This is a genomic window from Burkholderia sp. ABCPW 11, from assembly GCF_001523445.1.
Lineage (GTDB): Bacteria > Pseudomonadota > Gammaproteobacteria > Burkholderiales > Burkholderiaceae > Burkholderia.
Window position 1 is genome coordinate 1 of sequence record NZ_LOVM01000083.1, and the last position, 21684, is coordinate 21684.

At 68.6% G+C, this 21684-nt stretch carries 18 protein-coding genes and 1 pseudogene; 6 read left to right on the forward strand and 13 right to left on the reverse strand.

What is annotated here, in order from left to right; all coding sequences use genetic code 11:
• Both WS61_RS34280 and WS61_RS27085 read left to right on the forward strand, forming a co-directional pair.
• On the forward strand, window positions 1–569 hold a 569-nt coding region (locus WS61_RS34280; RefSeq protein WP_257127369.1), incomplete at its 5' end, for a DUF6402 family protein.
• Window positions 566–1066 (forward strand): hypothetical protein, encoded by a 501-nt coding sequence (locus WS61_RS27085; protein ID WP_257127370.1) that lies wholly within the window; start codon window positions 566–568, stop codon window positions 1064–1066. The genes WS61_RS34280 and WS61_RS27085, both read left to right, overlap by 4 nt.
• A gap of 144 nt (window positions 1067–1210) precedes the next feature.
• Here WS61_RS27085 and WS61_RS27090 read toward each other — a convergent pair whose 3' ends face one another.
• From WS61_RS27090 to WS61_RS27110, 5 genes are all read right to left on the reverse strand, one after another.
• Window positions 1211–2302 (reverse strand): porin, encoded by a 1092-nt coding sequence (locus WS61_RS27090; protein ID WP_059505056.1) that lies wholly within the window; start codon window positions 2300–2302, stop codon window positions 1211–1213.
• Between the two features lie 158 nt (window positions 2303–2460).
• Complete coding sequence (locus WS61_RS27095; RefSeq protein WP_059505058.1) at window positions 2461–3528, reverse strand: ABC transporter ATP-binding protein; 1068 nt, start codon at window positions 3526–3528, stop codon at window positions 2461–2463.
• The gene (locus WS61_RS27100; protein WP_059505060.1) at window positions 3521–5293 is read right to left on the reverse strand and encodes an iron ABC transporter permease; all 1773 of its coding nucleotides are present in this window, start codon (window positions 5291–5293) and stop codon (window positions 3521–3523) included. The genes WS61_RS27095 and WS61_RS27100 overlap by 8 nt, the downstream gene beginning before the upstream one ends.
• A gap of 100 nt (window positions 5294–5393) precedes the next feature.
• A complete protein-coding gene (locus tag WS61_RS27105) occupies window positions 5394–6494 on the reverse strand; it encodes an ABC transporter substrate-binding protein (RefSeq protein ID WP_059505062.1) in 1101 nt (366 codons plus the stop codon).
• Window positions 6495–6678: 184 nt separating this feature from the next.
• Window positions 6679–8160 carry a PLP-dependent aminotransferase family protein gene (locus WS61_RS27110; protein ID WP_059505064.1) on the reverse strand — a complete coding sequence of 494 codons (1482 nt, stop codon included), beginning with the start codon at window positions 8158–8160 and terminating at the stop codon, window positions 6679–6681.
• Window positions 8161–8260: 100 nt separating this feature from the next.
• Between WS61_RS27110 and WS61_RS27115 the strand changes: the two genes are divergently transcribed.
• The 3 genes from WS61_RS27115 to WS61_RS27125 all read left to right on the forward strand — a co-directional run bounded on the left by WS61_RS27115 (window position 8261) and on the right by WS61_RS27125 (window position 11909).
• Window positions 8261–9496, forward strand: a complete 1236-nt coding sequence (locus WS61_RS27115) for a multidrug effflux MFS transporter (protein ID WP_059505066.1) — start codon at window positions 8261–8263, stop codon at window positions 9494–9496.
• A 123-nt stretch (window positions 9497–9619) separates the two neighbouring features.
• The gene (locus tag WS61_RS27120; protein ID WP_059505068.1) at window positions 9620–10300 is read left to right on the forward strand and encodes a response regulator; all 681 of its coding nucleotides are present in this window, start codon (window positions 9620–9622) and stop codon (window positions 10298–10300) included.
• A gap of 187 nt (window positions 10301–10487) precedes the next feature.
• Window positions 10488–11909 carry a sensor histidine kinase gene (locus tag WS61_RS27125; RefSeq protein WP_059505479.1) on the forward strand — a complete coding sequence of 474 codons (1422 nt, stop codon included), beginning with the start codon at window positions 10488–10490 and terminating at the stop codon, window positions 11907–11909.
• An 81-nt stretch (window positions 11910–11990) separates the two neighbouring features.
• Here WS61_RS27125 and WS61_RS27130 read toward each other — a convergent pair whose 3' ends face one another.
• The 8 genes from WS61_RS27130 to WS61_RS27165 form a co-directional block, all read right to left on the reverse strand.
• The gene (locus WS61_RS27130) at window positions 11991–12857 is read right to left on the reverse strand and encodes an MOSC domain-containing protein (RefSeq protein WP_059505070.1); all 867 of its coding nucleotides are present in this window, start codon (window positions 12855–12857) and stop codon (window positions 11991–11993) included.
• An 87-nt stretch (window positions 12858–12944) separates the two neighbouring features.
• The gene (locus tag WS61_RS27135; RefSeq protein ID WP_059505072.1) at window positions 12945–13898 is read right to left on the reverse strand and encodes an ABC transporter substrate-binding protein; all 954 of its coding nucleotides are present in this window, start codon (window positions 13896–13898) and stop codon (window positions 12945–12947) included.
• A 33-nt stretch (window positions 13899–13931) separates the two neighbouring features.
• Window positions 13932–15113, reverse strand: coding sequence for a cytochrome c (locus WS61_RS27140; RefSeq protein WP_059505073.1), 1182 nt, complete (start codon window positions 15111–15113; stop codon window positions 13932–13934).
• 50 nt (window positions 15114–15163) lie between these two features.
• Window positions 15164–15979 (reverse strand): ABC transporter ATP-binding protein, encoded by an 816-nt coding sequence (locus tag WS61_RS27145; protein ID WP_059505075.1) that lies wholly within the window; start codon window positions 15977–15979, stop codon window positions 15164–15166.
• Complete coding sequence (locus tag WS61_RS27150; RefSeq protein ID WP_059505481.1) at window positions 15973–17070, reverse strand: ABC transporter permease; 1098 nt, start codon at window positions 17068–17070, stop codon at window positions 15973–15975. The genes WS61_RS27145 and WS61_RS27150 overlap by 7 nt, the downstream gene beginning before the upstream one ends.
• 4 nt (window positions 17071–17074) lie before the next feature.
• Window positions 17075–18109, reverse strand: coding sequence for an ABC transporter substrate-binding protein (locus WS61_RS27155; protein ID WP_059505078.1), 1035 nt, complete (start codon window positions 18107–18109; stop codon window positions 17075–17077).
• Between the two features lie 31 nt (window positions 18110–18140).
• A complete protein-coding gene (locus tag WS61_RS27160; RefSeq protein WP_059505080.1) occupies window positions 18141–18980 on the reverse strand; it encodes a class II aldolase/adducin family protein in 840 nt (279 codons plus the stop codon).
• 19 nt (window positions 18981–18999) lie between these two features.
• Window positions 19000–20085 carry an LLM class flavin-dependent oxidoreductase gene (locus WS61_RS27165; RefSeq protein ID WP_059505082.1) on the reverse strand — a complete coding sequence of 362 codons (1086 nt, stop codon included), beginning with the start codon at window positions 20083–20085 and terminating at the stop codon, window positions 19000–19002.
• Window positions 20086–20331: 246 nt separating this feature from the next.
• Between WS61_RS27165 and WS61_RS27170 the strand changes: the two are divergent.
• A pseudogene (locus WS61_RS27170) lies at window positions 20332–21662 on the forward strand (acyl-CoA dehydrogenase family protein).
• Window positions 21663–21684: the final 22 nt, after the last annotated feature.

Here is a 21684-nt window from a genome sequence, read left to right on the forward strand (position 1 = left end):
CCTTCGGCCTACGGCCGAAGGCTCATGAAAGACCGAACACTAACGCTCGGCACTGTCCAAGAAATCCAAGCGGTTCAAAAGACCGAACACTAACGCTCGGCACTGTCCAAGAAATCCAAGCGGTTCATTCGGATGCCGGTGTTCCTGACGACCTGACCGGTGCGTTGGGGGCATTCAATCTTTATGCGGCGGTAGCGCGCGTTATCTTCGACGCCGAACGTAAGAAGGCGACGGTTACCAACATCGTTGTATACGTCAGGGATAGTTATTCCTTTGAGGGGGCTGCAGATTCACGATCCCAGTACCTGGGCCACTGGAGCAAAGATGGTTTGGTCATCGTGCCAAGCTACACCGCAGCGAATCTTGCAGATCAGCCGTGGTTTGATTTTCCCGTCGTGTCCGGCAGTACGGTCGCAAACCTCTATGAGCCAGGGAAAGTTTACTATCCGGTTCGGAATCGCTCGTTCCGAGACTGGCAAATCAGACACCATCGAGGCGGCGATTTCATCATATTTTCCGACTATAGGCCGATCATGCTGGACAAACCCATAACGGTGTACTTCGAATGAACGGATTGGCGACTGCCATGCAAGGGGCGGGCATGGTTGCGCTTGCAGCAATCGCGCTGTTCGGAATCGCGGTGTGCGTGTCGATCGTTGTCTTATACAGCCTTGCACACCAGGATGGGCGCGCTGCCCGAATGAAATCGGGAATGAAAGCGCTCGTTTTTGGTGTGGCAGTTGTCGCTTTTTTGGGTTGCGCCGGTTCTTACTATCAGGATGCGCACGTACGTGCACGAGCGACGCAGTTTGATACCGAGCTCTCCAGAAGCGATGGGGGGCGCTACACGGCGCAATACACCTACCTGGCTGGGGACCGCATTCTTTTGCGACTCTATCGGACATCCGACATGCGATTGCTTGCCGAGCGGACTTACGAGTACCCGGATTCCGTCCGACTGATATGGACTAAGGATTCCTTGATATTTGATGCCGCCGTTGATAGCGATGGAGAGATCAAACTACCGCCAACACTGTTCGATCGATTCAAGGCTATGTTGCCGTAGTCGACCGTGCTTCGTGCGTATGTGATTCCGTGTTGTGCACATGAACAGGCGCAGGATGATGCGTAACGGCGCACGAGGACCGGCGTCACACCGAATGGAGGCGGGCGGCTATACGTGCCGCCGCCCGCCGTCACGTCGCAACGATCAGAACCGCTGCTGAATCCCCGCCGTGACCCCGACCTGCGTGGTTCCATATCCCGCGAAATCGCGCGACACGCCGACCTTCTGGTCGTGTTTCGCGATCGCGAACGCGCCGGCCGCGTACAGCACCGTCCGCTTCGAGAGCGCGTAGTTCGCGCGCATCGACACCAGCGTCGGATCGGCGTCGCTGCCGCCCTTGATGTTCTGGTGATAAACGGCCGCGATCAGCGAGAACGTCGGCGTGAACTGGTACGACCCACCGAGCCAATACATGTCGCTCAACTGGTTTGCGGCCGTCGTGTGATACGTGCGCCGATAATTTCGATAGCCGGCCATCGTTTTCAGGTTGCCGAAGTCGTAGCTCAGGCCGGCATGGATGCCCTGAACGTAGTTGACGGTATCGACCGGCGTGACGCTGTCGGCCGCGCCGTTCTGCCGGTCGAACGTGACGACCGCCGCGAACGGGCCGGTCTCGTAACCGACCGCGAAATCGTATTTCGAGCTGGTTTTCATGCTGCCCGGCACGTTGCCGAAGCCGTACAGCGCGCCGAACTTGAAGCCGCTGAATTCGCCGTCGTAGCGCACCGCGTTCGACGAGCGCGTGAACATGCCGTCCTTGCGGCCGCCCGTCGCCATCGACGACGAGGCCCACGAGTAGTTCTGCGCGTAGCCCATCGGGTCGAACGGCAGCATGTAGTCGTAGGTGACGGTGTAGTTGCGGCCGAGCGTCAGTTCGCCCCATTTGCTCTTCAGGCCGACCGTCGCGCGGCGCGCGAAGATCGAGTCCGGGCCGTCGTCGAACGCGCCGTTCGCGAGATCGATCCCGCTTTCGAGGCGGAACACGGCCTTCAGCCCGCCGCCGAGATCCTCGACGCCGCGCAAGCCCCAGCGCGATGTGTTCTTGTTGCCCGACTTGAGTTTGACCGAATTGCCGCCTTCCGGCGCCGCGTGGTTGGTGAATTCGATGCCGGCGTCCATGATCCCGTATATCGTGACCGACGACTGCGCGTGCACGGCCGGCGCGGCGATACAGGCCGCCGCGGCCGAACCGGTGAGGACTACTGTTCGAATCGAACGTTCTGCGCGTGACTTCATTTTGACGGTGTCTCCTTGGTTTGTTCTGGGTGGGGTGAAACGGAAAACCGGTATTCGGCGCGCCGTCGGCGAACACCATGCAGCGTCCGCCGATGCGAGGCCGCAACGGATGCGTGCCTGACTGCATGCGCGACGGCACATGGGCCGCCGCGATCGGATCAGCCCGCTTTCGCGAACGCCCAGCAGTCGTTGGTCGGGAATTCGATCCAGTGCTTGCCGGCCGCGCGCGGCACATGGCCGAACGCACGCAGGCGCATCTCGCCGCAATGGAACAGGTATTCCCAGCGGTCGCCGAGATACATCGACGTGACGAGGTCGGCCTGCAGCCGGTTCGCGCCCGGGCCGTCGGCGACCTGCACGCGTTCGAGGCGGATCACGGCCTGAGCGTCCTGACCCGGCGCGAGCGTGTCGCGGGCGACGGCGCGCAGCTCCCAGCCGTCGCCCGCGAGCGTCACGCATTCGCCGTCGATCGCGGCGACGCGCGCATCGATGCGGTTGTTGCTGCCCATGAATTCGGCGGTGTACAGCGAGCGCGGCGCGCCGTACAGCTCGGCCGGCGTGCCTTCCTGCTCGATGCGGCCGTTGCGCAGCAGCAGGATGCGGTCGGACATCGCCATTGCTTCGGTCTGGTCGTGCGTCACGCACAGGGCCGACAGCCCGAGCGACACGATCAGCTCGCGCAGCCACGCACGCGCTTCCTCGCGCAGCTTCGCGTCGAGGTTCGACAGCGGCTCGTCGAGCAGGATCACCGGCGGGTTGTAGACGAGCGCGCGGGCGATCGCGACGCGCTGCTGCTGGCCGCCCGACAGTTGATGCGGAAAGCGTTCTGCGAGATGGCCGAGGCCGAGCTGGTCGAGTGCGGTCTGCACGCGGCGCTTCTGTTCGGCCGGCGCCACACGCCGCAGCTTGAGGCCGTACCCGACGTTGTCGGCGACGGTGCGGTGCGGCCACAGCGCGTAGGACTGGAATACGAGGCCGAGCGAGCGTTGTTCGACCGGCAGGTCGACGCGTTGCGCGCCGTCGAAGAACACGCGATCGTCGAGCTGGATGCGGCCGTCGGACGGCTGTTCGAGCCCGGCCACCGCGCGCAGCAGCGTGGTCTTGCCGCTGCCCGACGCGCCGAGCAGGCACACGACTTCGCCGGCCTTCAGTTCGAACGACACGCCCTTGAGGATCGGGTTGGCGCCGTAGCTGAGGTGCAGATCGTCGACGATGAGCTTATCCATGAAGTTTCACTCCGAAGCGCAGGGCCACGCCGAGACCGGCGCCGACCATCGCGATGTTGATGACAGAGAGCGCGGCGACCTGGTCGACGGCGCCGGTCGCCCACAGCGACACGAGCAGCGCGCCGATCACTTCGGTGCCGGGCGACAGCAGGTAGACGGCGGTCGAGTATTCGCGCTCGAAGATCATGAAGATCAGCAGCCAGGCGGCGAGCAGGCCGAAGCGCACGAGCGGCAGCGTCACGTCGAGCGACACGCGGCTGCGCGTCGCGCCGACGCTGCGGCCGGCTTCCTCGAGCTCGGGGCCGACCTGCAGCAGCGCGCTCTGGATGAGCCGCATCCCGTACGCGAGCCACACGACCGTGTACGCGATCCAGATGCTCCACATCGAATTCTTCAGCTCGCGCAGGCCGGGCACGAACAGGAAGATCCACAGGAACGCGAGGCCGGCGAGCAGGCCCGGCACCGCGCGCGGCAGCAGCACGAGATAGTCGAGCAGCTTGGTCGCCCAGTCGGGGCGGCGGTGGCCGGCGAACGCGACGAGCGAGTAGAAGCCGATCGCGAGCGCGCCGCCGATCACGCCGATGCCGAGCGTGTTGACGATGGCGCGCACCAGATTGTCCTGCTCGAACAGCTCGATGAAATTCGACAGCGTCAGCACCTCGGCGAGCGCGACGCCTTCGCCCCAGTTGGTCACGAACGCACGCAGCACGATGCCCGAGATCGGCACGATCACGGTCAGCAACAGCCACAGCGCGACGATCGCGAGCGCGACCCAGCGCCATACGCCGAGCGGCAGCACCGTCGCACGGCCGGCCTTGCCCTTCACGGTGACGAACCGGTTCGCGGTCTTCAGCAGGCGGCGCTGCAGCAGCACGAGCGGGAACGTGATCGCGACGATGCACACGGCGACCGCGGCCATCAGGTGATACGACGGCACGCCGAGCTTGTTGGTCAGCTTGTACAGGTAGGTCGCGAGCACGAGGTGGCCTTCCGGGTCACCGAGCACGAGCGGCAGCCCGAACACCTCGAAGCCGAGGAAGAACACCAGCACGCCGGCGAACAGCAGCGCGGGCATCGTCATCGGCAGGCTCACGTCGAGCGCGACGCGGAACGGCCGGGCGCCCGTCACGCGCGCGGCTTCCTCGACGTCCGAGCCGAGGTTGCGCAGCGCGGCCGACGAATACAGGTACACGTGGGGCACGTGGGTGAGGCCGACGATCACCGTGATCGCGAAGATCGAATAGACGTTCCAGGGCACGTTGTGCATCCCGAACAATTCCTTGAACCACACCGAGTAGAAGCCGACCGGGCCGGCCGCGACCACGTAGCCGAACGCGAGCACCATCGGCGACACGAACACCGGCGTGAGCAGCAGCGGTTCGAGCCAGCGGCGGCCGGGCAGGTCGGTGCGCACCATCAGGAACGCGAGGATGCCGCCGAGCGGGATCGAGATGAACAGCATCCCGCCGGCGATGACGAACGAGTTCTTCACGGCCGACCAGAAGTCGGGATCGCTGAAGATGAAACGGAAGCCTTCGACGCCGAGCGTTTTGTTCGCGTCGAAGAACGGCGCGGACAGCAGGCTCTGGAACAGGATGAAGCCGAGCGGCAGCGCGACCGCGACGGTCAGTACCGCGACGACGATCCAGCGCAGCATGCCGGCGAGCGGCTGCAGGCTGCTGACCGGCAGCGCGGGAATCGCGTCGCGCGGGCCGGTGGCGGGCGGAACGGCCGGTGCCGTGCCGCGTGTGCTGGTTGAAAGCATGAGTTCGCCCCTGCGGCCATCCGGATGGCCGCCTCAAGGAAGTCGGTAAGGGGAAGGAGGCGCCCGCGCGACGTGCGGCGGGCGGCCCGAGGTCAGCGGCTCAGCGCTTGATCGCCTGCTGCCATTGCTTCAGGAACGCGAGGCGCTTCGACTGATCGAGATAGACGAGCAGGCCGGTGCCGATCTGGATCGGCTTCAGCGAATCGCCGAGTTCCTTCGTGAGGCTCGCGGCCGACGTTTCGCCGGTCACGTCCGCGCGGATCGCGTACAGGTTCGCCTGGTTCGCGATCAGCGTCTGGCCGCGCTTCGACAGCAGGTAGTCGACCCACAGCTTCGCGGCGTTCGGGTTCTTCGCCTTCTTCGATACGGTGGCGAGGCGGCTCACGACCTGCGTGTAGTCCTTCGGAAACACGTAGCCGATCGACTTGTCCTTCTTCGCCTTGGCATACGCATACGAACCGATGATGTTGTAGCCGATCAGGTTCTCGCCCGACGAGATGCGCTCCATCATCGCGCCCGTGCTCGACTGCAGCTTCGGGCCGGTCGCGCCGATCGCCTTCACGAGTTCCCACGTGACCTTCTCGTTCACGTGGGCGTCCTGCGTCAGGTAGTTGAAGCCGACGCCCGATTTCTCGATGTCGTAGGTCGTGACCTTGCCCTTGAACTTGTCCGCTTGCGTGGTGAGGAGCTTGATCAGGTCGGCGCGCGTCGTCGGTACTTCGTTCTCGGGAATCAGGCGCTTGTTGTAGACGATCGCGAGCGGCTCGAACGTCGTGCCGTACGCCTGCTTCTGGTACTGCGCCCATTGCGGCACGTTCGGGCTTTCCGGCGAATCGTAGGACGCCATCAGGCCGTCGTTGACGAGCTTGACCTGCAGGTCCATCGCCGAGCTCCACAGCACGTCGGCGCTCGTGCTGCTCGCCGCGTTCTCGCTGATGTAGCGGTTGTACAGCTCGGTGCTGTTCATGTCGTTGTACTCGACCTTCACGCCGTACAGGCTTTCGAAGTCCTTGATCAGCGGACGCACGAGGCCCGTGTCGGTCGTCGAGTAGACGATTAGCTTGCCTTCCTTCTTCGCGGCGTCGATCACGCCCTGGTAGTTCCCCGGGTAGCCGGCCGGAACCTGCGCGACGGCGCTGCCGGCGGCAGTGCCCAGAACGACCGCCAGCGCGGCGGCGAGGTGCTTCGGTGCAAACGGCATGTCTTCCTCCAGTTACGCTTATGTGTTGTTCGAGTGCAGCGGATGGTAATTGCGCGGCACTTTCAGCCCGCTTTCATTTCCGTTCACAATCGCGCCGTTCATGTCATGGATTTCCCGAGGTCGAAGCGGCTGCTGCTGCGGGTTCGCGGCGCGCGGCAACGCTTGAAAGGGAGAGGTGTGCGGGCTACGCGGGCGTGGCCAGCAGTTGTCCGAGGAGGCGGCCGCCATGCCGCGCGTGCGCGGCCGTCAGCGCGGCATATCCGACGACGACGCCCGCTTCGCACCGGGCGCTTCGACAGAAGCCGCGGATCGGCTGCAACGCGACGCCGGCCGCGCGGGCTTGCGCGACACAGGCTGCTTCGTCCATGCCAGGCGGCAGCCACAGCACGAAATGAAAGCCGGCGTGCTCGCCGGACACCGTGTACCGGCCGCCGGCATGCTTCGCCAACTGGTCGAGCACGATGTCGCGCCGCTGGCGGTACGCGTGGCGGGCGGCGCGCAGGTGCTTCGCGAAATCGCCGTGGCCGATGAAACGGGCCAGCGCGAGTTGCGGCGCCGCGCCGACCGAGCGGGCGGTCGCATGCCACACGGCGGACAGCGCCGGCCGCAGTTCCGCCGGCACGACCATGAAGCCGATGCGCAACCCGGAGAACAGCGTCTTGTTGAACGACCCGCAGTAGATCACGCGATCGCACGCGTCGAGCGCTTTCAGCGCAGGGAGCGGGGCGGTCTGGTAGCTGAATTCGCCGTCGTAGTCGTCCTCGATGACCCACGCGCGGTTGCGCTGCGCCCAGTCGAGCAGTTCGAGCCGGCGCGATACCGACATCGTGACGCCGAGCGGCGCCTGATGGGCCGGTGTCACGTACGCGGCGCGCGCATCGGGATAGCGATCCAGCGATGCGGTGTCGATGCCTTCCCGATCGACCGGCACGTCGATCACGGTCGCGCCCGCGATCGTGAAGATCTGCCACGCCGACGCATAGCCGGGATCCTCCATCAGCACCGTCGTGCCGGGCGCGAGCAGCGTGCGTGCGACGAGGTCGATCGAATGGCGGATGCCGGTCGTGATGACGATGTCGCCGGCCTCGCACGGGATGCCGCGGTATTCCCGCAGGTACGCGGCGATTTCGACGCGCAGGCTTTCGACGCCCAGTGCCGGCGTCGCGCCGAGATCGTCCGCGGTCGCGGCAAGCAGGCTGGCGCCGAGCGCCTTCTTCCAGTGCTGCATCGGCAGCAGGCCGGGGTCGGCGAGCCGCGCGACGAACGGGACACCGGGACGCACGCCCTGCTCGGGCTCGGGCTCGGCGGCGGTGGCCGGCATGGCGAGCGGTACCGCACGCGGACCGCCGTCGCCCGATTGCGCGGCCGCGCGCAGATAGCTGTCCGGCACGACCGCACACACGCGCGTCCCGGATCCTCGCGTGCGGGCGATGTAGCCCTCGGCGCACAGAATGTCGTACGCCGCTTCGACGGTGCCGCGCGCGACATTCCAGCGCGCGGCCAGCGTCCGGCTCGATGGCAGCGGGCCGTCGCCGGGCAGCAGGCGCTTCAGGATTGCGTCGCGAATCGTGTCGGCGATGCATGCCTGCTTCGACTGCGGGCTGCCGCCCGACAGCCCGGCCGGGCGTGGCAGGTCAAGCGGAATCGCGGCTTTGCCTCGCGGCATAGTGGTCCAGTCGATGGTCGATTTAATGGTCCTTCAGCTTATATCACTTTCGCCTTAGATTGCTGTCGACCCACTCATCCGACCGAAACGGACTTACCGCATGAAGACGCGTTCATTACCCCGCCGGGGCTGGCTGTTCCTGTTGATGCTCGTCGTGTGCCTGCCGCGCGTCACGATCGATGCGTACCTGCCGTCGCTGCCCGCGATGGCGGACGCGCTGCACGGCACCGATGCGCAGTTGCAGCTCACGCTGACTCTCTACATGGCCGGATATGCGTTGTCGATGCTGGTGTCGGGGCCGCTGTCCGACCGCTATGGCCGCCGCCCGGTGCTGCTCGGCGGCCTGTGCGTGTACGTCGTCGCGAGCGTCGCCTGCGCAGGGGCGACCAGCATCTCGACGCTGATCGTCGCGCGCGTGTTCCAGGCGCTGGGCGGCTGCAGCGGCACCGTGATCGGCCGCGTGATCGTGCGCGAGCGCTTTCCGGCCGCGACGCAGGCCACGATGCTCGGCCATCTTTCGGCCGGCATGGCGCTGTCGCCGGTGGTCGCGCCGCTGGCCGGCAGCGCGATCGCCGAGTGGCTCGGCTGGCGCGGCGTGTTCGGCTGGCTGGCGGCGGCCGGGCTGATCGCGACCGCGATGGTGCTGCGCTATCTGCCCGAGACCCGCGAGCGCGCTGCGCGGCCGCCAGCCGGCGCCGGACTGCTGCGGACCTATGCCGGCCTGCTGCGCGAGCGGCGGTTCCTGCGCTATTCGCTCGCCATCGGCTTTGCCTACTGCACGTACTATCCGTTCATCGCGGAATCGTCGACGCTGTTCCAGCGGCAAATCGGCGTGTCCGGGCCGGTCTATGCGGCGATCTTCGGCGTGACCGTGCTCGGCTACCTGATCGGGTCGAGTGCGTTCGCGCGAACCGGCGCGCGCCGGACAGCCGATTCGGTCGTCGCGGCAGCGGCTGCCGTCAATCTGGTCGGCGCCGCCGGGCTGTGGATCGGCGGCGCGATCGCCCTGGCTTCGGTGACGGCCCTCATCGCACCGATGTTCGTCGTGATGATCGCGGTCGGGATCGCGATTCCGGCCTGCCAGTTCGCGGTGATGCAGCCGTACACGAAGATCGCCGGCACGGCGTCGGGGCTGTTCTTCTTTATCCAGATGGCGATCACGGCCGCGTGCGGCGGCGTGCTGGCGTGGCTGTCGGACGGCACCGCGCATCCGATGATCGTCGTCACGGGCGGCGCGAGCGTCGCGTTCGTCGCGGTGGTGGCCGGTTTGCGCGAGCGCGGCGCGACTGGCGATGCGCGCATCGCGGCGCGCACCCGGCCCGCCGCCGAGCGTTGAACGGGGCCGCCGGCACCGCAGGCGGCGGGTTCGCGGCATCGCGCAACCCGTGTTTGCGCGAGGCGTGGAGACGGAAAGGATCATGTAATGTAGCGGGCTGTCGCTGACCTTACCGGAATCCCCATGCGTGTGCTGCTCGTCGAAGACAACCCGAATCTGGCCCAGTCGCTGAACGACGCGCTGAGCGCCGCGCGCTTCGCGGTCGATCACATGGCCGACGGCGAGGCGGCGGACCACGTGCTGCGCACGCAGGATTACGCGTTGGTGATCCTCGATCTCGGGCTGCCGAAGCTCGACGGGCTGGAGGTGCTGCGGCGGCTGCGTGCGCGCCGCAACCCGGTGCCGGTGCTGATCCTCACCGCGCACGGCTCGGTCGAGGATCGCGTGAAGGGGCTCGATCTCGGCGCCGACGACTATCTCGCGAAGCCGTTCGAGCTGACCGAACTGGAAGCGCGCGCCCGCGCGCTGATCCGGCGCAGCCTCGGCCACGAGCATTCGCGCGTCGAATGCGGGCCGCTTTCGTACGACAGTATTGACCGCGGCTTTCATCTCGCGGGCGAGCCGCTGTCGCTCACGCCGCGCGAGCGCTCGGTGCTCGAGGTGCTGATCCTGCGCAACGGCCGCGCGATCAACAAGGATACGCTGTCGGAGAAGATCTTCGGGCTCGACGAGTCGGTCAACGCGGACGCGATCGAGATCTACGTGTACCGGCTGAGGAAAAAGCTGGAGAACAGCGGCGTGGCGATCGTCACGCTGCGCGGGCTCGGCTATCTGCTCGAAGCGAAGGCGCAGAGGACCGAATGAACTGCGCGCCTGCTCGCGTGTTTCGCATGGGACCGAGGTACGCGCTGAAGCGCGACTCCGGATCGACGGTTTTGCATGGGACCGGAGTAAGCGCCAGAGGCGCCAACTCCGCATCGACAGCTTTGCGCTCGGCGATGCGCCGCGAATGCGCCGCCACGCCGCTCGGAGCGGCCCGGCGGGAGACACGATGACCCGCCCGAACCTGCGCGCGCAGGTCGCGCTGTGGCTGCTGCTGCCGCTGCTCGGCCTGCTCGCGCTCGACTCGTGGCTCACGTACCAGCGCGCGATGAGCGCCGCGCACGTCGCGTTCGACCGGACGCTGTCGTCGTCGCTGAAGTCGATCCGCGAAGGCGTGCGGCTCAACGACGGCGAGATCGAGGTCGACCTGCCGTATCTCGCGCTCGAGATGCTCGAATCGAGCGACGGCGGCAAGATCTACTACCTGATCCGCGAGGGCGACGGCCGCACGGTCACCGGCTATCCGGACCTGCCGCTGCCGCAGGGGCGCGACGCGGGCGACGGCGCGCCGTTCGTCACGCGCTACTACGACGTCGTGTATCGCGGCGAACAGTTGCGGATGGCCGCGCTGCGCATCCCGGTGCACGACGTGCCGACCGCGCAGTCGCGCATCGTGTGGGTGATGGTCGGCGAGACGATCGAGGCGCGTCAGGCGCTCGCGCGCGAGATCCTGATCGGGTCGCTGCTGCAGGAAGGGCTGCTCGTCGTGCTGGCGCTCGGGATCGTGTGGCTCGGCGTCGGGCGCGGGCTGCGGCCGCTGAACCGGCTGTCGGCGACGGTCGCCGCGCGCAGCGAGGACGACACGACGCCGCTCGACACGGGCGCGATGCCGAGCGAACTCGCGCCGCTCGTCGATTCGATCAACCAGTACATCGGCCGCACGCAGCGGATGCAGGTGGCGCGGCGCCGCTTCTTCGCCGATGCGGCCCATCAACTGAAGACGCCGCTCGCGGCCGTGCAGGCGGGCGTCGAGCTTGCGTTGCGGCCCGACGAACAGCCGCGCGCGAACGTGCATCTGCGTCGCGCGAACGGCGCGGTGCGGCAGGCCGCGAAGATCGTCCAGCAGTTGCTGTCGCTGTCGCGGCTCGATTCGGACAGCGGTCATGCGGTCGCGCACAAGCCGGTCCCGCTGCACCGGCTCGCACGCAGCGTGACGCTCGACTGGTCGCCCGTCGCACGCGCGCGCGACATCGATCTCGGCTTCGAGCACGAGGCCGATGTCGACGTGAACGGGCAGGCCGACCTGCTCGGCGAGATGATCGGCAACCTGATCGACAACGCGATCCGCTATGCGGGCGACCATGCGGTGATCACGGTCCGCGTCTCGCGCGACGGGGGCGACGCGCGGCTCGACGTGATCGACAACGGGCCGGGTATTCCGGCCGACGAGCGCGACGCGGTGTTCGAGCGCTTCCATCGCGGCAGCAAGACGCAGACGGTCGAAGGGACGGGGCTCGGGCTGTCGATCGTGCGGGAAATCGCGCGCGTGCATCAGGGCAGCGTGACGCTCGCCGATGCGGGCGGCGGCGGGCTCGTCGTGACGATCCGGCTGCCGGCGGCGACGAGCGATGCGATGCCGCGCGCGGCGTGACGGCGCGCGACGATACGGCACGCGCAGGGAACGGGCCGGCGCAAGCCCGTTATTGGCCGGAACAGGTCCTGGCGATCCGGCTCAGTCGCCGAAGCCGATCTCCGCTTCGACCGGCTGGCCGATTTCGAGCCACGCGCCCGCGCCCTCGACGACGATCGCATTGATGCCGAACGTCAGCGCACCGCCGTAGTTCGGGTTCGCGCGATAGGTCTGCATCGTGTCGGTCGGCTCGTGCGGCCATTCGGGATTGGGCGCGCCGGTGGCCTGGTCGATCGTCGGCATCGGGCAGCGCGTGCACAGCTTCACGAGCCGCAGCCGCACCGGCGTGTCGCCGCCGGTGTCGAGGTGCTCGACGAAATCCTCTTCGTACGCATCGAGATCCGACACGACGACGTTCGGCCGGAAGCGGTTCATCGGGATCGCCGGCGCGCCTTTGGCGGCAAGCCGCGCGTTCAGGTCGTCGAGCGACGACTGGCCGATCACCAGCAGCGGATAAGCGTCCGCGAACTGCGTATGCGTATCGATCTCGCCGGTCCACTTGCGGTCGCAATCGCGTCGGGCGTCGGCGGCGAAGCGTGCGAGCTTCGTCGGCACGCCGAGGAATTCGGTGAGCCATGCGGCCGTTTCGGCGCCCGTGTCGATCGCGTCGACGGTGTCGCGCCACACGGTCGCGGCCATCTTCGGCGTGGCGGGCGTCGCGTCGCCATCGAGCGGCGTGCGCAGTGCCGGCATGCCCGGCGCGTTCAGCACGAGCGCATCGTCGTCGAGTGTCGGGCGGATCAGCGCGAGGCGCGGGTGCGTGCGTTGCGTGAGCATTTGCCCGTGCGGATCGGTGATCAGCCAGTGGCGATCGTAGGCGAGGCCCGTTTCGAACAGTTGCGCGCGCGTCAGCGCGACGCCGGCACAGGATTTGATCGGGTAGACGAAGAGTTCGGCGATGGCTGGCATGACGCTGGCTGAAGGCGGGGTGATCGAATCGCGATTGTGCCAGATCGTGCCGGAGCCGTTTGACGGCTGCGCGCCGCCACGCGCCCGTCAGGCGAGCGGGAAGCCTGCATCGAAGGTCGTGCGCACGTCGAGCGGCTGGCGCAGCAGCCCGGCCCTCAGGTAGAAGTCGGCCGTGCGCTGCTGTTCGGCGATCACCGCTGCGTCGATCGGCAGCCAGCGCGTGCCGCGCCGCTCGAACTGCAGCTTCGCGGCGGCCGGCGGAATGCCGATGATGCGCGCGAGTGCCGCCGAATACGCGTCCGCATGCCGGTACGACCACGCTTGCGCACGCACGACACGCTGCAGGAAATCGCGCAGCACGTCGCGTTTCGCGGCGATGGCCGCTTCGGTCGCCGCGACATAGCTGAGGCCCGACCACAGCCCGCGGCCGTTGACCAGCACACGCGCGCGGCCGCTCGTTTCGGCGAGCGCGGTATAGGGCTCCCAGGTCGCCCACGCGTCGATCGAACCGGTTGCGAGCGCAAGCATCGTGTCGGCCGGCGGCAGGAAGCGGAACGACACGGCATCCGGCGGCAGGCCGGCCGCATCGAGCGCCTTCAGCGTCACGAAATGGCCGATCGAGCCGCGCGTGGTGCCGATCCGCTTGCCCTTCAGGTCGGCAGCGCCCTTGAGCGCGGCGTCGGGGCGCACGAGCACGGCCGTGCCGTACGGATCGGAGCGGTTCGCGCCGATCACCTTGATGCGGGCGCCCGATGCGAGCGCGAAGATCACCGGCGCGTCGCCGATCGGCCCGCAGTCGACGGCGGCCGCGTTCAGCGCTTCGGCGAGCGGCGCGGCCGCGGGGAATTCGGTCCATGCGATGTCGTACGCGAGGCCGTTCAATTCGCCGGCCGCTTCGAGCAGCGCACGCAGGCCGCCTTTCTGGTCGCCGGCGCGCAGCAGCGGGCGGGCGCCCGATTGCGCGCGCAGGGTGGCCGGCGCGGCGGCGATCGTGGCAAGGGCGCTCGCCTGGGCGAGGAAGTGGCGTCGAGTCGGATTCATCGTGAATTTCTGTCGAAGGAAGGATTCGTGAGTTCAATGCGCAAGCCCGGCCTGTACGTCGCGCACGGGTTCCGCATCGACGCGCAGCAGCAGCGCGGTCAGTGCGTCGCCGCCCGTGGCGCGCGCGGCCGGTCGGGCCACCGCATCCGAGCGGCACAGCAGGTCGGCATCCGACCAGCCGGCGCTGCCGGGCAACGCACGCGCCCGCAGCCAGCCGCGTCGATCGGCAAGCAGTTGCGTGCCGCCGAGCGCATCGGGCGGGACGCCGGCAATCGTCGCGAACGCGAGCCACGCATCGGCTGTCGTCGCGACGCAGTTCGCACGCGAGTCGACCGACGACGGCACGGACGCGCCGGGTTCGGCGACGAGCAAGGTCTGCCAGCGCGCGTCTTCCGGCGGTGGCGTCGCGCCCGCCGCGAGCGCGACGACGCGCACGCGCTGGCCGTCGCGCCAGCGTTCGAGCGCCTGAGGCGCGGCGTCGCCGCACCGTACGTCGAGTGCCGGCAGCGGGACGGGCACCGGCCACGCGCCTTCCGCCCGCGCGCCGCTACCGGCTGCCAGCGCTTTCAGGTAGGCGAGCACGGCCCATGTGTCCTGTGGGCCGAGCGTGGCCGCGAAGCCGGGCATCGTCGACGCGCCGTGCGCGTCCTGCGTGCCGTGGCGTACGCGCCAGAACAGTTCGCCGTCGAGCCGACGCGCGAGCAGCGCGCCGGCGAAGGTCGGCGGCCAGTGCGCGAGCGTGGCCGCGAGCGGCCCTTCGCCACGCCCGTCCGCGCCGTGGCAGGCCGCGCAATGTTGCGTATACAGGTGGGCGCCGCGCATCACGTTCGCGACCGAAAACGGCGCGGGATCGCGCTGGAAACTCGTCGGCACGGCAGGCGCGAGCCACAGCGAAGCGGGCGGCCACGGCGCGAACCATGCGACGGCCAGCGCGGCGATGGCCGTCGCGACACGCCGCTTGCGCGCAGCCAGCGCGAGGCAGGCGAGCACGACGGCCAGCGCCGTCGCGCCGCCGGCGAACGCGAGCTGCCGCGTGAGCCCCGCGTCGATGCGCAGCGTTTCGAGCGCGATGCGGTGTGCCCACGGCCACGCCGCCTGGCCATCGGCGTCGCCGGTCAGGCCGATCGCGTGCAGCACGCGCGCCAACGCGATTTGCGCGCGATACAGCAATTGCAGGAACGCAATGGCCCAGTCGGCGAACGGCGGCGCGTTCATCGCGCGCGTCCGCGGCGTGCCGCAGCCAAACGTCGAACGGCGACCGGCATCTACCAGCTCGCATCGAGCCCGAGATGCCGCAGCGCGTCGTGGCGCAATTCGGCGAGGCGCGGGTCGCCGCGATGGCGCGGGTAGGGCAGGTCGACGCGCAGTTCGGCGACGATCCGTGCCGGGCGTGGCCCGAACACGATTACGCGCTGCGCGAGGAACAGCGCTTCTTCCACGTCGTGCGTGACGAGCAGCGCGGAGAAGCCGTCGCGTCGCCACAGGGCGGTCAGCTCGGCCTGCATCGTGAGCCGCGTCAGCGAATCGAGCTTGCCGAGCGGTTCGTCGAGAATCAGCAGGCGCGGATCGTTGACGAGCGCGCGCGCGAGCGCGACGCGCTGCGCCATCCCGCCCGACAACTGATGCGGAAACACGTTCGCGAAGTCCTGCAGCCCGACGCGCGCGAGCGCATCGTCGACGCGATGCTGCGCGGTGCGCGCCACGCCGCGCGCTTCGAGGCCGAGCGCGACGTTCGCGCGCACGCGCCGCCACGGGTACAGCGTCGGGTCCTGGAACACGACGATGCGCGACGGATCGGGGCGCTCGATCGGCACGCCGTCCTGCGCGATCGTGCCTTGCCGCGCGGCGTCGAGCCCGGCGACGAGGCGCAGCAGCGTCGATTTCCCGCAGCCGCTCGGGCCGAGCAGGGCGACGAATTCGCCGGCCGCGACCGACAGCGTCACGTCGTCGAGCACCGGCAGCGCGCCGCCGGGGCCGTCGAACGCATGGCTCACGCGGCGGATGTCGATGCGCGCGCCGCGCGGCGTCGTGACGGCGGGCGCGGCGGCCGCGGACGGTTCGAGTACGGCGGCGCTTACCATTTGACGGTTCCTTTCTGCCACGCGAGCACACGGTCGCGCACCGCGAACAGCAGCGCGATCAACCCGGAAAACAGCAGCGCCATCACGAGCAGCGCCGCATACATGTTCACGTACGACGCCCAGCCCTGCGCCCAGCTCAGGTACCAGCCGAGCCCCGACTTGACGCCCATCATCTCGGCGACGACCAGCACCGTGAACGACGCGCTCAGCCCCATGAAAATGCCGACGAACACGTGCGGCAGCGCGGCCGGAATCGCGACGCGCAGCACGAGGAAGCGCGCGTTCGCACCGAGCGTGCGCGCAACGTCGTAGTACTGACGGTTGACGCTCGCGACGCCCGACCACGTGAGGACGGCGACCGGGAAGCCCGTCGACAGCGCGATCAGGAACGCGGCGGCCGAATAGCTCGACGGAAAGAAGTAGAACGTGAGCGGCAGCAGCGCGGTGGCCGGCACCGGGCCGAGCACGCGCAGCACCGGATGCACCCAGTAGCCGATCCGGCGCGACCAGCCGATCGACACGCCCACCGCGAAACCTACCGTGACGCCGTACGCGAAGCCGAGCGCGAGCAGCTTCAGCGTGTTGCCGGCGCTGCCGGCGAGGCGCGGCCAGTCGTCGACGTAGACCTCGATCAGTGCCTGCGGCGGCGCGAAGAACGGCGTCGGCAGCCAGCCGGTTTTCGCGGTGACGATTTCCCACGCGGCGAGCACGAGCGGCAGTGCGACGAGCCACGGGCCGGCCGGTCGCACCCGCGCGAGCCGCGTGCGGGTCGCGGCCACGAGATGACCGAGCGTCGCGGCGGCGAGCAGCAGCGCGGCGATCGTCCACGCGGCCGTGCCGAACGTGTCGGTGTACGCCCAGTCGCTGAAGCCGACGATCCGGTTCGGCCACAGTTGCGTGAGCGCGCCGAGCGCGGTCCACGCGAGCGCGGCGGCGATCCCGGTCGGCCAGATGCGTTCGCGCCGGGTGCCGGCGGCCGGCGCGGCGTCGCAGGCCGTGCAGGCCGTGCAGGCCGCGCGCGCGGTAGCGTCGGCGTGGGCGGCGCCGCCGGCCGATGCCGATGCGGCGGAAGCGTGTTCGATCGTCGACATCGCGCTACCCCAGTACATTGGCATAGACCTGCTGCGCGAAGCGCTGCGGGTCCGTGCTCTTCTTCAATACGCTGATGCGGCGAAAATCGTCCGCATAGAACGCGATTTCCTGCTGCAGGTCGACGTTGGTCGGGTGATGCGTGTAGGTGAGCGTCGCGTACAGCTTGCGCAGATCCTCGGGGCTGATCTTCGGCGAATACTTCGCGAACACCTTCGCGGCTTCGTTCGGGTTGTCGTGCGTGAATTCGGTGGCCTGCACGATCGAGCGCGCGAGCGCGGCGGCCGACGGCCGGTCGTTGCGTACGAGGTCGCCGCGCGCGCCGATCACGCAGCACACCTTGCGCGCGTATTCGCCGGACAGGTTGGTCGCGAGTTCGGTATACGCGCCGTTGCTGCGCTTTTCGAGCAGGTAGAGATTCGGGTCGCCGTCGGCGATCGCATGGATTTCGCCCTTGTCGACCGCGACGCCGAGCAGGTCGGCCGGATACTGCCGCCACGTGACGTCGCGTTCGGGATCGATGCCGTTCTTCGCGAGCAGGATCGAGAAGAAGTGCTTGCCGGGCGCGGCGAGATCGCTGACGCCGACCGTCTTGCCCTTGAGCGCCTGCAACGTCGTGACGCCGGCCGCCTTCGCGCCGAGCAGCCGCACGCAGCCGCCGTGCGAGCTGCCGATGATCTTCACGTCGAAGCCTGCTTCGAGCGGCTTCAGCCAGCGGTGGATCATCCCGACCGCCGCATCGGCCTTGCCGGTTGCGATCGATTCGAGCAACTGGTCGGTCGAGCCGCTGTAGTTGATCAGCTCGACTTTCAGCCCGTTTTTCTCGAAGAAGCCGCGCTCCTGCGCGACGACGATCGGCGTCAGGCAGAACGCGTTCTGGTTCCACGCGAACGTGAGTTTCTTCAGCGGCGGCGCGGACCAGGCCTTGCGGCCGAGCGTGATCGCCGGCACGGCGAGCGCGGCGGCGCCGGCCGCGCGCAGCAGCCGGCGGCGTTGGTCGTCGTGCGCGTCGGCGGGTATGGGTGCGGTGGTTTCGGTCATGGTCTGGTCTCCGGTGTGGCGCGAGAGCGGCTCAGTCGAGCAGGTCGGGTTCGTCGGCGACGACGCGTGCGAACAGGCTGTCGAACGCATGCAGCGCGCCGTCGGGGCCTCCGATCTGGCCGTGCGTGTGGCGCGCGGTTTCGTGATCGATCGGCTGCGGCGTGCCGGCCGCTTCAGCCAGCAGCTGCGTGTGCGCGGCGTTGTCGAGCGCGATGTACCACCATGCGGCGGCCTCGACCGTCGGGCCGGCCGTCAGGATGCCGTGGTTCTTCAGGATCACGCCCTTGTGCGTGGTGCCGTCCGGCTTCGCGAGCGCATCGGCGATCCGTGCGCCTTCGCTGGTGTCGACGACCATCCCCGTGAAGTCGTCGAACAGCGCGTGGTCTTCGTAGAACACGCAGGCGTCCTGCGTGAGCGGATCGAGCGGGCGGCCGAGCGTCGACCACGCCTTGCCGTACGTCGAATGCGTGTGCGCGGCGGCGACGACGTGCGGATGGGCTTCGTGGATCGCCGCATGGATCGCGAACGCGGCCTTGTTCAGCGGCCGCTTGCCGATCGCGGTTTCGCCGCGCGCGTTGACGAGCAGCAGGTCGGACACCTTGATCTGCGAGAAATGCACGCCGAGCGGGTTCACCCAGAAATGATCGGGCAGCTCCGGATCGCGCGCGGTGATGTGGCCGGCGAGGCCCGACGCGAAGCCGAAGCGCGCGAACAGGCGGAACGCGGCCGCGAGCCGCTCCTGCCGGTGGCGGCGCTCGGCGGCCACGTCGACGCGCGGCGCGGGCGGATCGAACCAGAAGTGCTGGCGCGGGGTGTCGGCGAGCACGAGGCCCGATGCGGTGCGCTCGGGCGAGGAAAGGACGGCGGACATGATCGCGTATCGCTCCGTCTCAGGCGGCACGGCGCGCCGCGTCGCGGGCGGCGACGGCGCTGCGCACGCGCGGAATCAGTTCGCGGCCGTAGTCGATCGCATCGTCCAGCGGATCGAAGCCGCGGATCAGGAAGGTCGTCACGCCGAGGTCGTAGTAGTCGAGCAGCGCGTCGGCGACCTGTTCGGGCGTGCCGACGAGCGCCGTCGAATTCGAGCGCGCGCCGGTGAGCTTCGCGATCTCGGTCCACAGCCGCTTGTCGACGCGCGAGCCGCGCTTGGCCGCGGCGAGCAGGCGGCGCGCGCCTTCGCTCTGCTGCGGGCCGCCGGCGCCGAGGCCGGCCGCTTCGCGCAGCCGGCGCGTTTCGTCGAGGATGCGGTGCGCACGCGCCCACGCTTCGTCCTCGGTCGCCGCGAGGATCGGCCGGAACGACACGGAGAAGCGCACCTGGCGGCCGTGCTTCGCGGCTTCGGCACGCACGCGCGCGGTCAGGTCGCGCACCTGGTCGAGCGATTCGCCCCACAGCGCATAGACGTCCGCGTGCTTGCCGGCCACCGCGAGCGCGGCTTCCGACGCGCCGCCGAAATAGATCGGCACGTGCGGCTGCTGGAACGGCTTCACTTCCGAGAAGCCCTGCTTGAAACGGTAATGCGCGCCGTCGTGATCGAACGGCTGCGTTTCCGTCCAGATCCGCCGCAGGATGCCGAGGTATTCGTCGGTGCGTGCGTAGCGCGCGTCGTGATCGAGGAAATCGCCGTCGCGCTGCTGCTCGCTGTCCGAGCCGCCGGAGATGAAGTGCACGGCGAGCCGGCCGCGGCTGAACTGGTCGAGCGTCGCGATCTGCCGCGCGGCGAGCGTCGGCGCGGTGAAGCCCGGGCGATGCGCGAGCATGAAATGAATGCGCTCGGTCGCGGCCGCCGCGAACGCGATCGTCAGCGTCGCCGACGGGCCGGTCGAATGGTGCGGCACGAGAATCCGGTCGAAGCCGGCCGTTTCGTGGGCGCGGGCAAAGTCGCGCACATAGTCGGGATCGACCGCCGGGCCGGACGCCGGGTGGATTTCCGACTGCTTCTGGCTCTGGATCATGCCGATGAATTCGACGCTCATCTGGGTCTCCGGTGCAGGGACGTTCCCGGCGCGCGGCCGGGCAGGAATGGAGCGCAGGTTAACGCCGGGATCATGCGGAATGGAAATAATCAATCCCGATTTGAATATCAGATTTGCATGGTTTGGGGCCGCATGCGTTGCGCATACGCTGTGGGCTCGCGAATGATGGGGCGTGCGTTGGCGCAGGCTTTGCCGCCGCTGTCGTTTTACGCCGCCGTGTTCGAACTACCCAGGGAATCCGTTTCGATGTCCGCCAGCCTTGCCGCTTCCTCGCCGTCACGGCAGCCTGCACTGCACGTCCTGCTTGCCGCCGCCGAAGCCGCCGACGAGACGAGCGACGCGCGCGTTGCCGCGCTGCTCGAGCGCCTCGCCCCCGAACTCGCCGCCGATGCGGCCCGCAACGACGTCGAAGGCCGCTTTCCGCACGAGAATTTCGCGCGGCTGCATCGTGCCGGGCTGATCGCGCAGGTCGTGCCGCGCGAGCATGGCGGCGCCGGGGCGACGCTTGCGCGGGCGAGCCGGATCGTCGCCGCCGTCGCGCGGGCCGATCCGGCGACCGCGCTGGTGCTGACGATGACGTATCTGCAGCATCGCGCGCTCGGCCGCGCCGACAACCGCTGGCCGGCCCAGGTGCGGCGCGCGGTGTTCGACAGCGCGGTCGAGCACGGTGCGTTGATCAATGCGTTGCGCGTCGAGCCCGCGCTCGGTTCGCCGTCGCGCGGCGGGCTGCCGGCGACCGTTGCGCGCCGCGTTGCCGACGGCTGGCGGCTGTCGGGCCACAAGCTCTACAGCACCGGGATTCCGGCGCTGCGCTGGCTGGCCGTGTGGGCGCGCACCGACGAACCGGCACCGCGCGTCGGCGTGTTTCTCGTGCCGCGCGACCGCGATACCGACGGCGATCACATCCGCGTGATCGAAAGCTGGAATCACCTCGGCCTGCGCGCATCCGGAAGCCATGAAGTCGTATTCGACGACGTGCCGCTGCCGGCCGATTACGCGGTCGACGTGCGCGCGCCGGACGCATGGGCCGTGTCGGCTGCCACGCACGCGGATGCCGACGCGCAGGCGGACCAGCAGGCGTGGATGGTCGCGCTGCTCGGCAGCCTGTACGACGCGGTGGCGCGCGCTGGCTGGTCGAATTCGCGACGACGCGCGCCCCGAGCGGGCTCGGCGCACCGCTCGCGACGGTGCCGCGCGTACAGGAAGCGGTCGGCGAAATCGAGGGCTGGCTGCACACGAATCGCGTGCTGCTCGACGATCACATCGCGCGCACCGATGCTGGCAATGCGCCTTCGGCGACGACCAGCGGCCTCGTCAAGCGCACCGTGACCGAGCAGGCGATCCGGACGGTCGAGCAGGCGCTGAAGCTGTCGGGCAATCACGGGCTGAGCCGCGGCAATCCGCTCGAACGCCACTATCGCGACGTGCTGTGCAGTCGCGTGCATACGCCGCAGGACGATGCGATCGCGGTGGCGGCGGGGCGGGCGGTGCTCGATGCGGCGACGCGCGGGGGAGCGAACGCGGACGCGGACGCCACGTCACGCAACGGGGGCGAACGCGGCCGACATGATGTGTGAGCCGGAGCGGGTTGCCGCACGG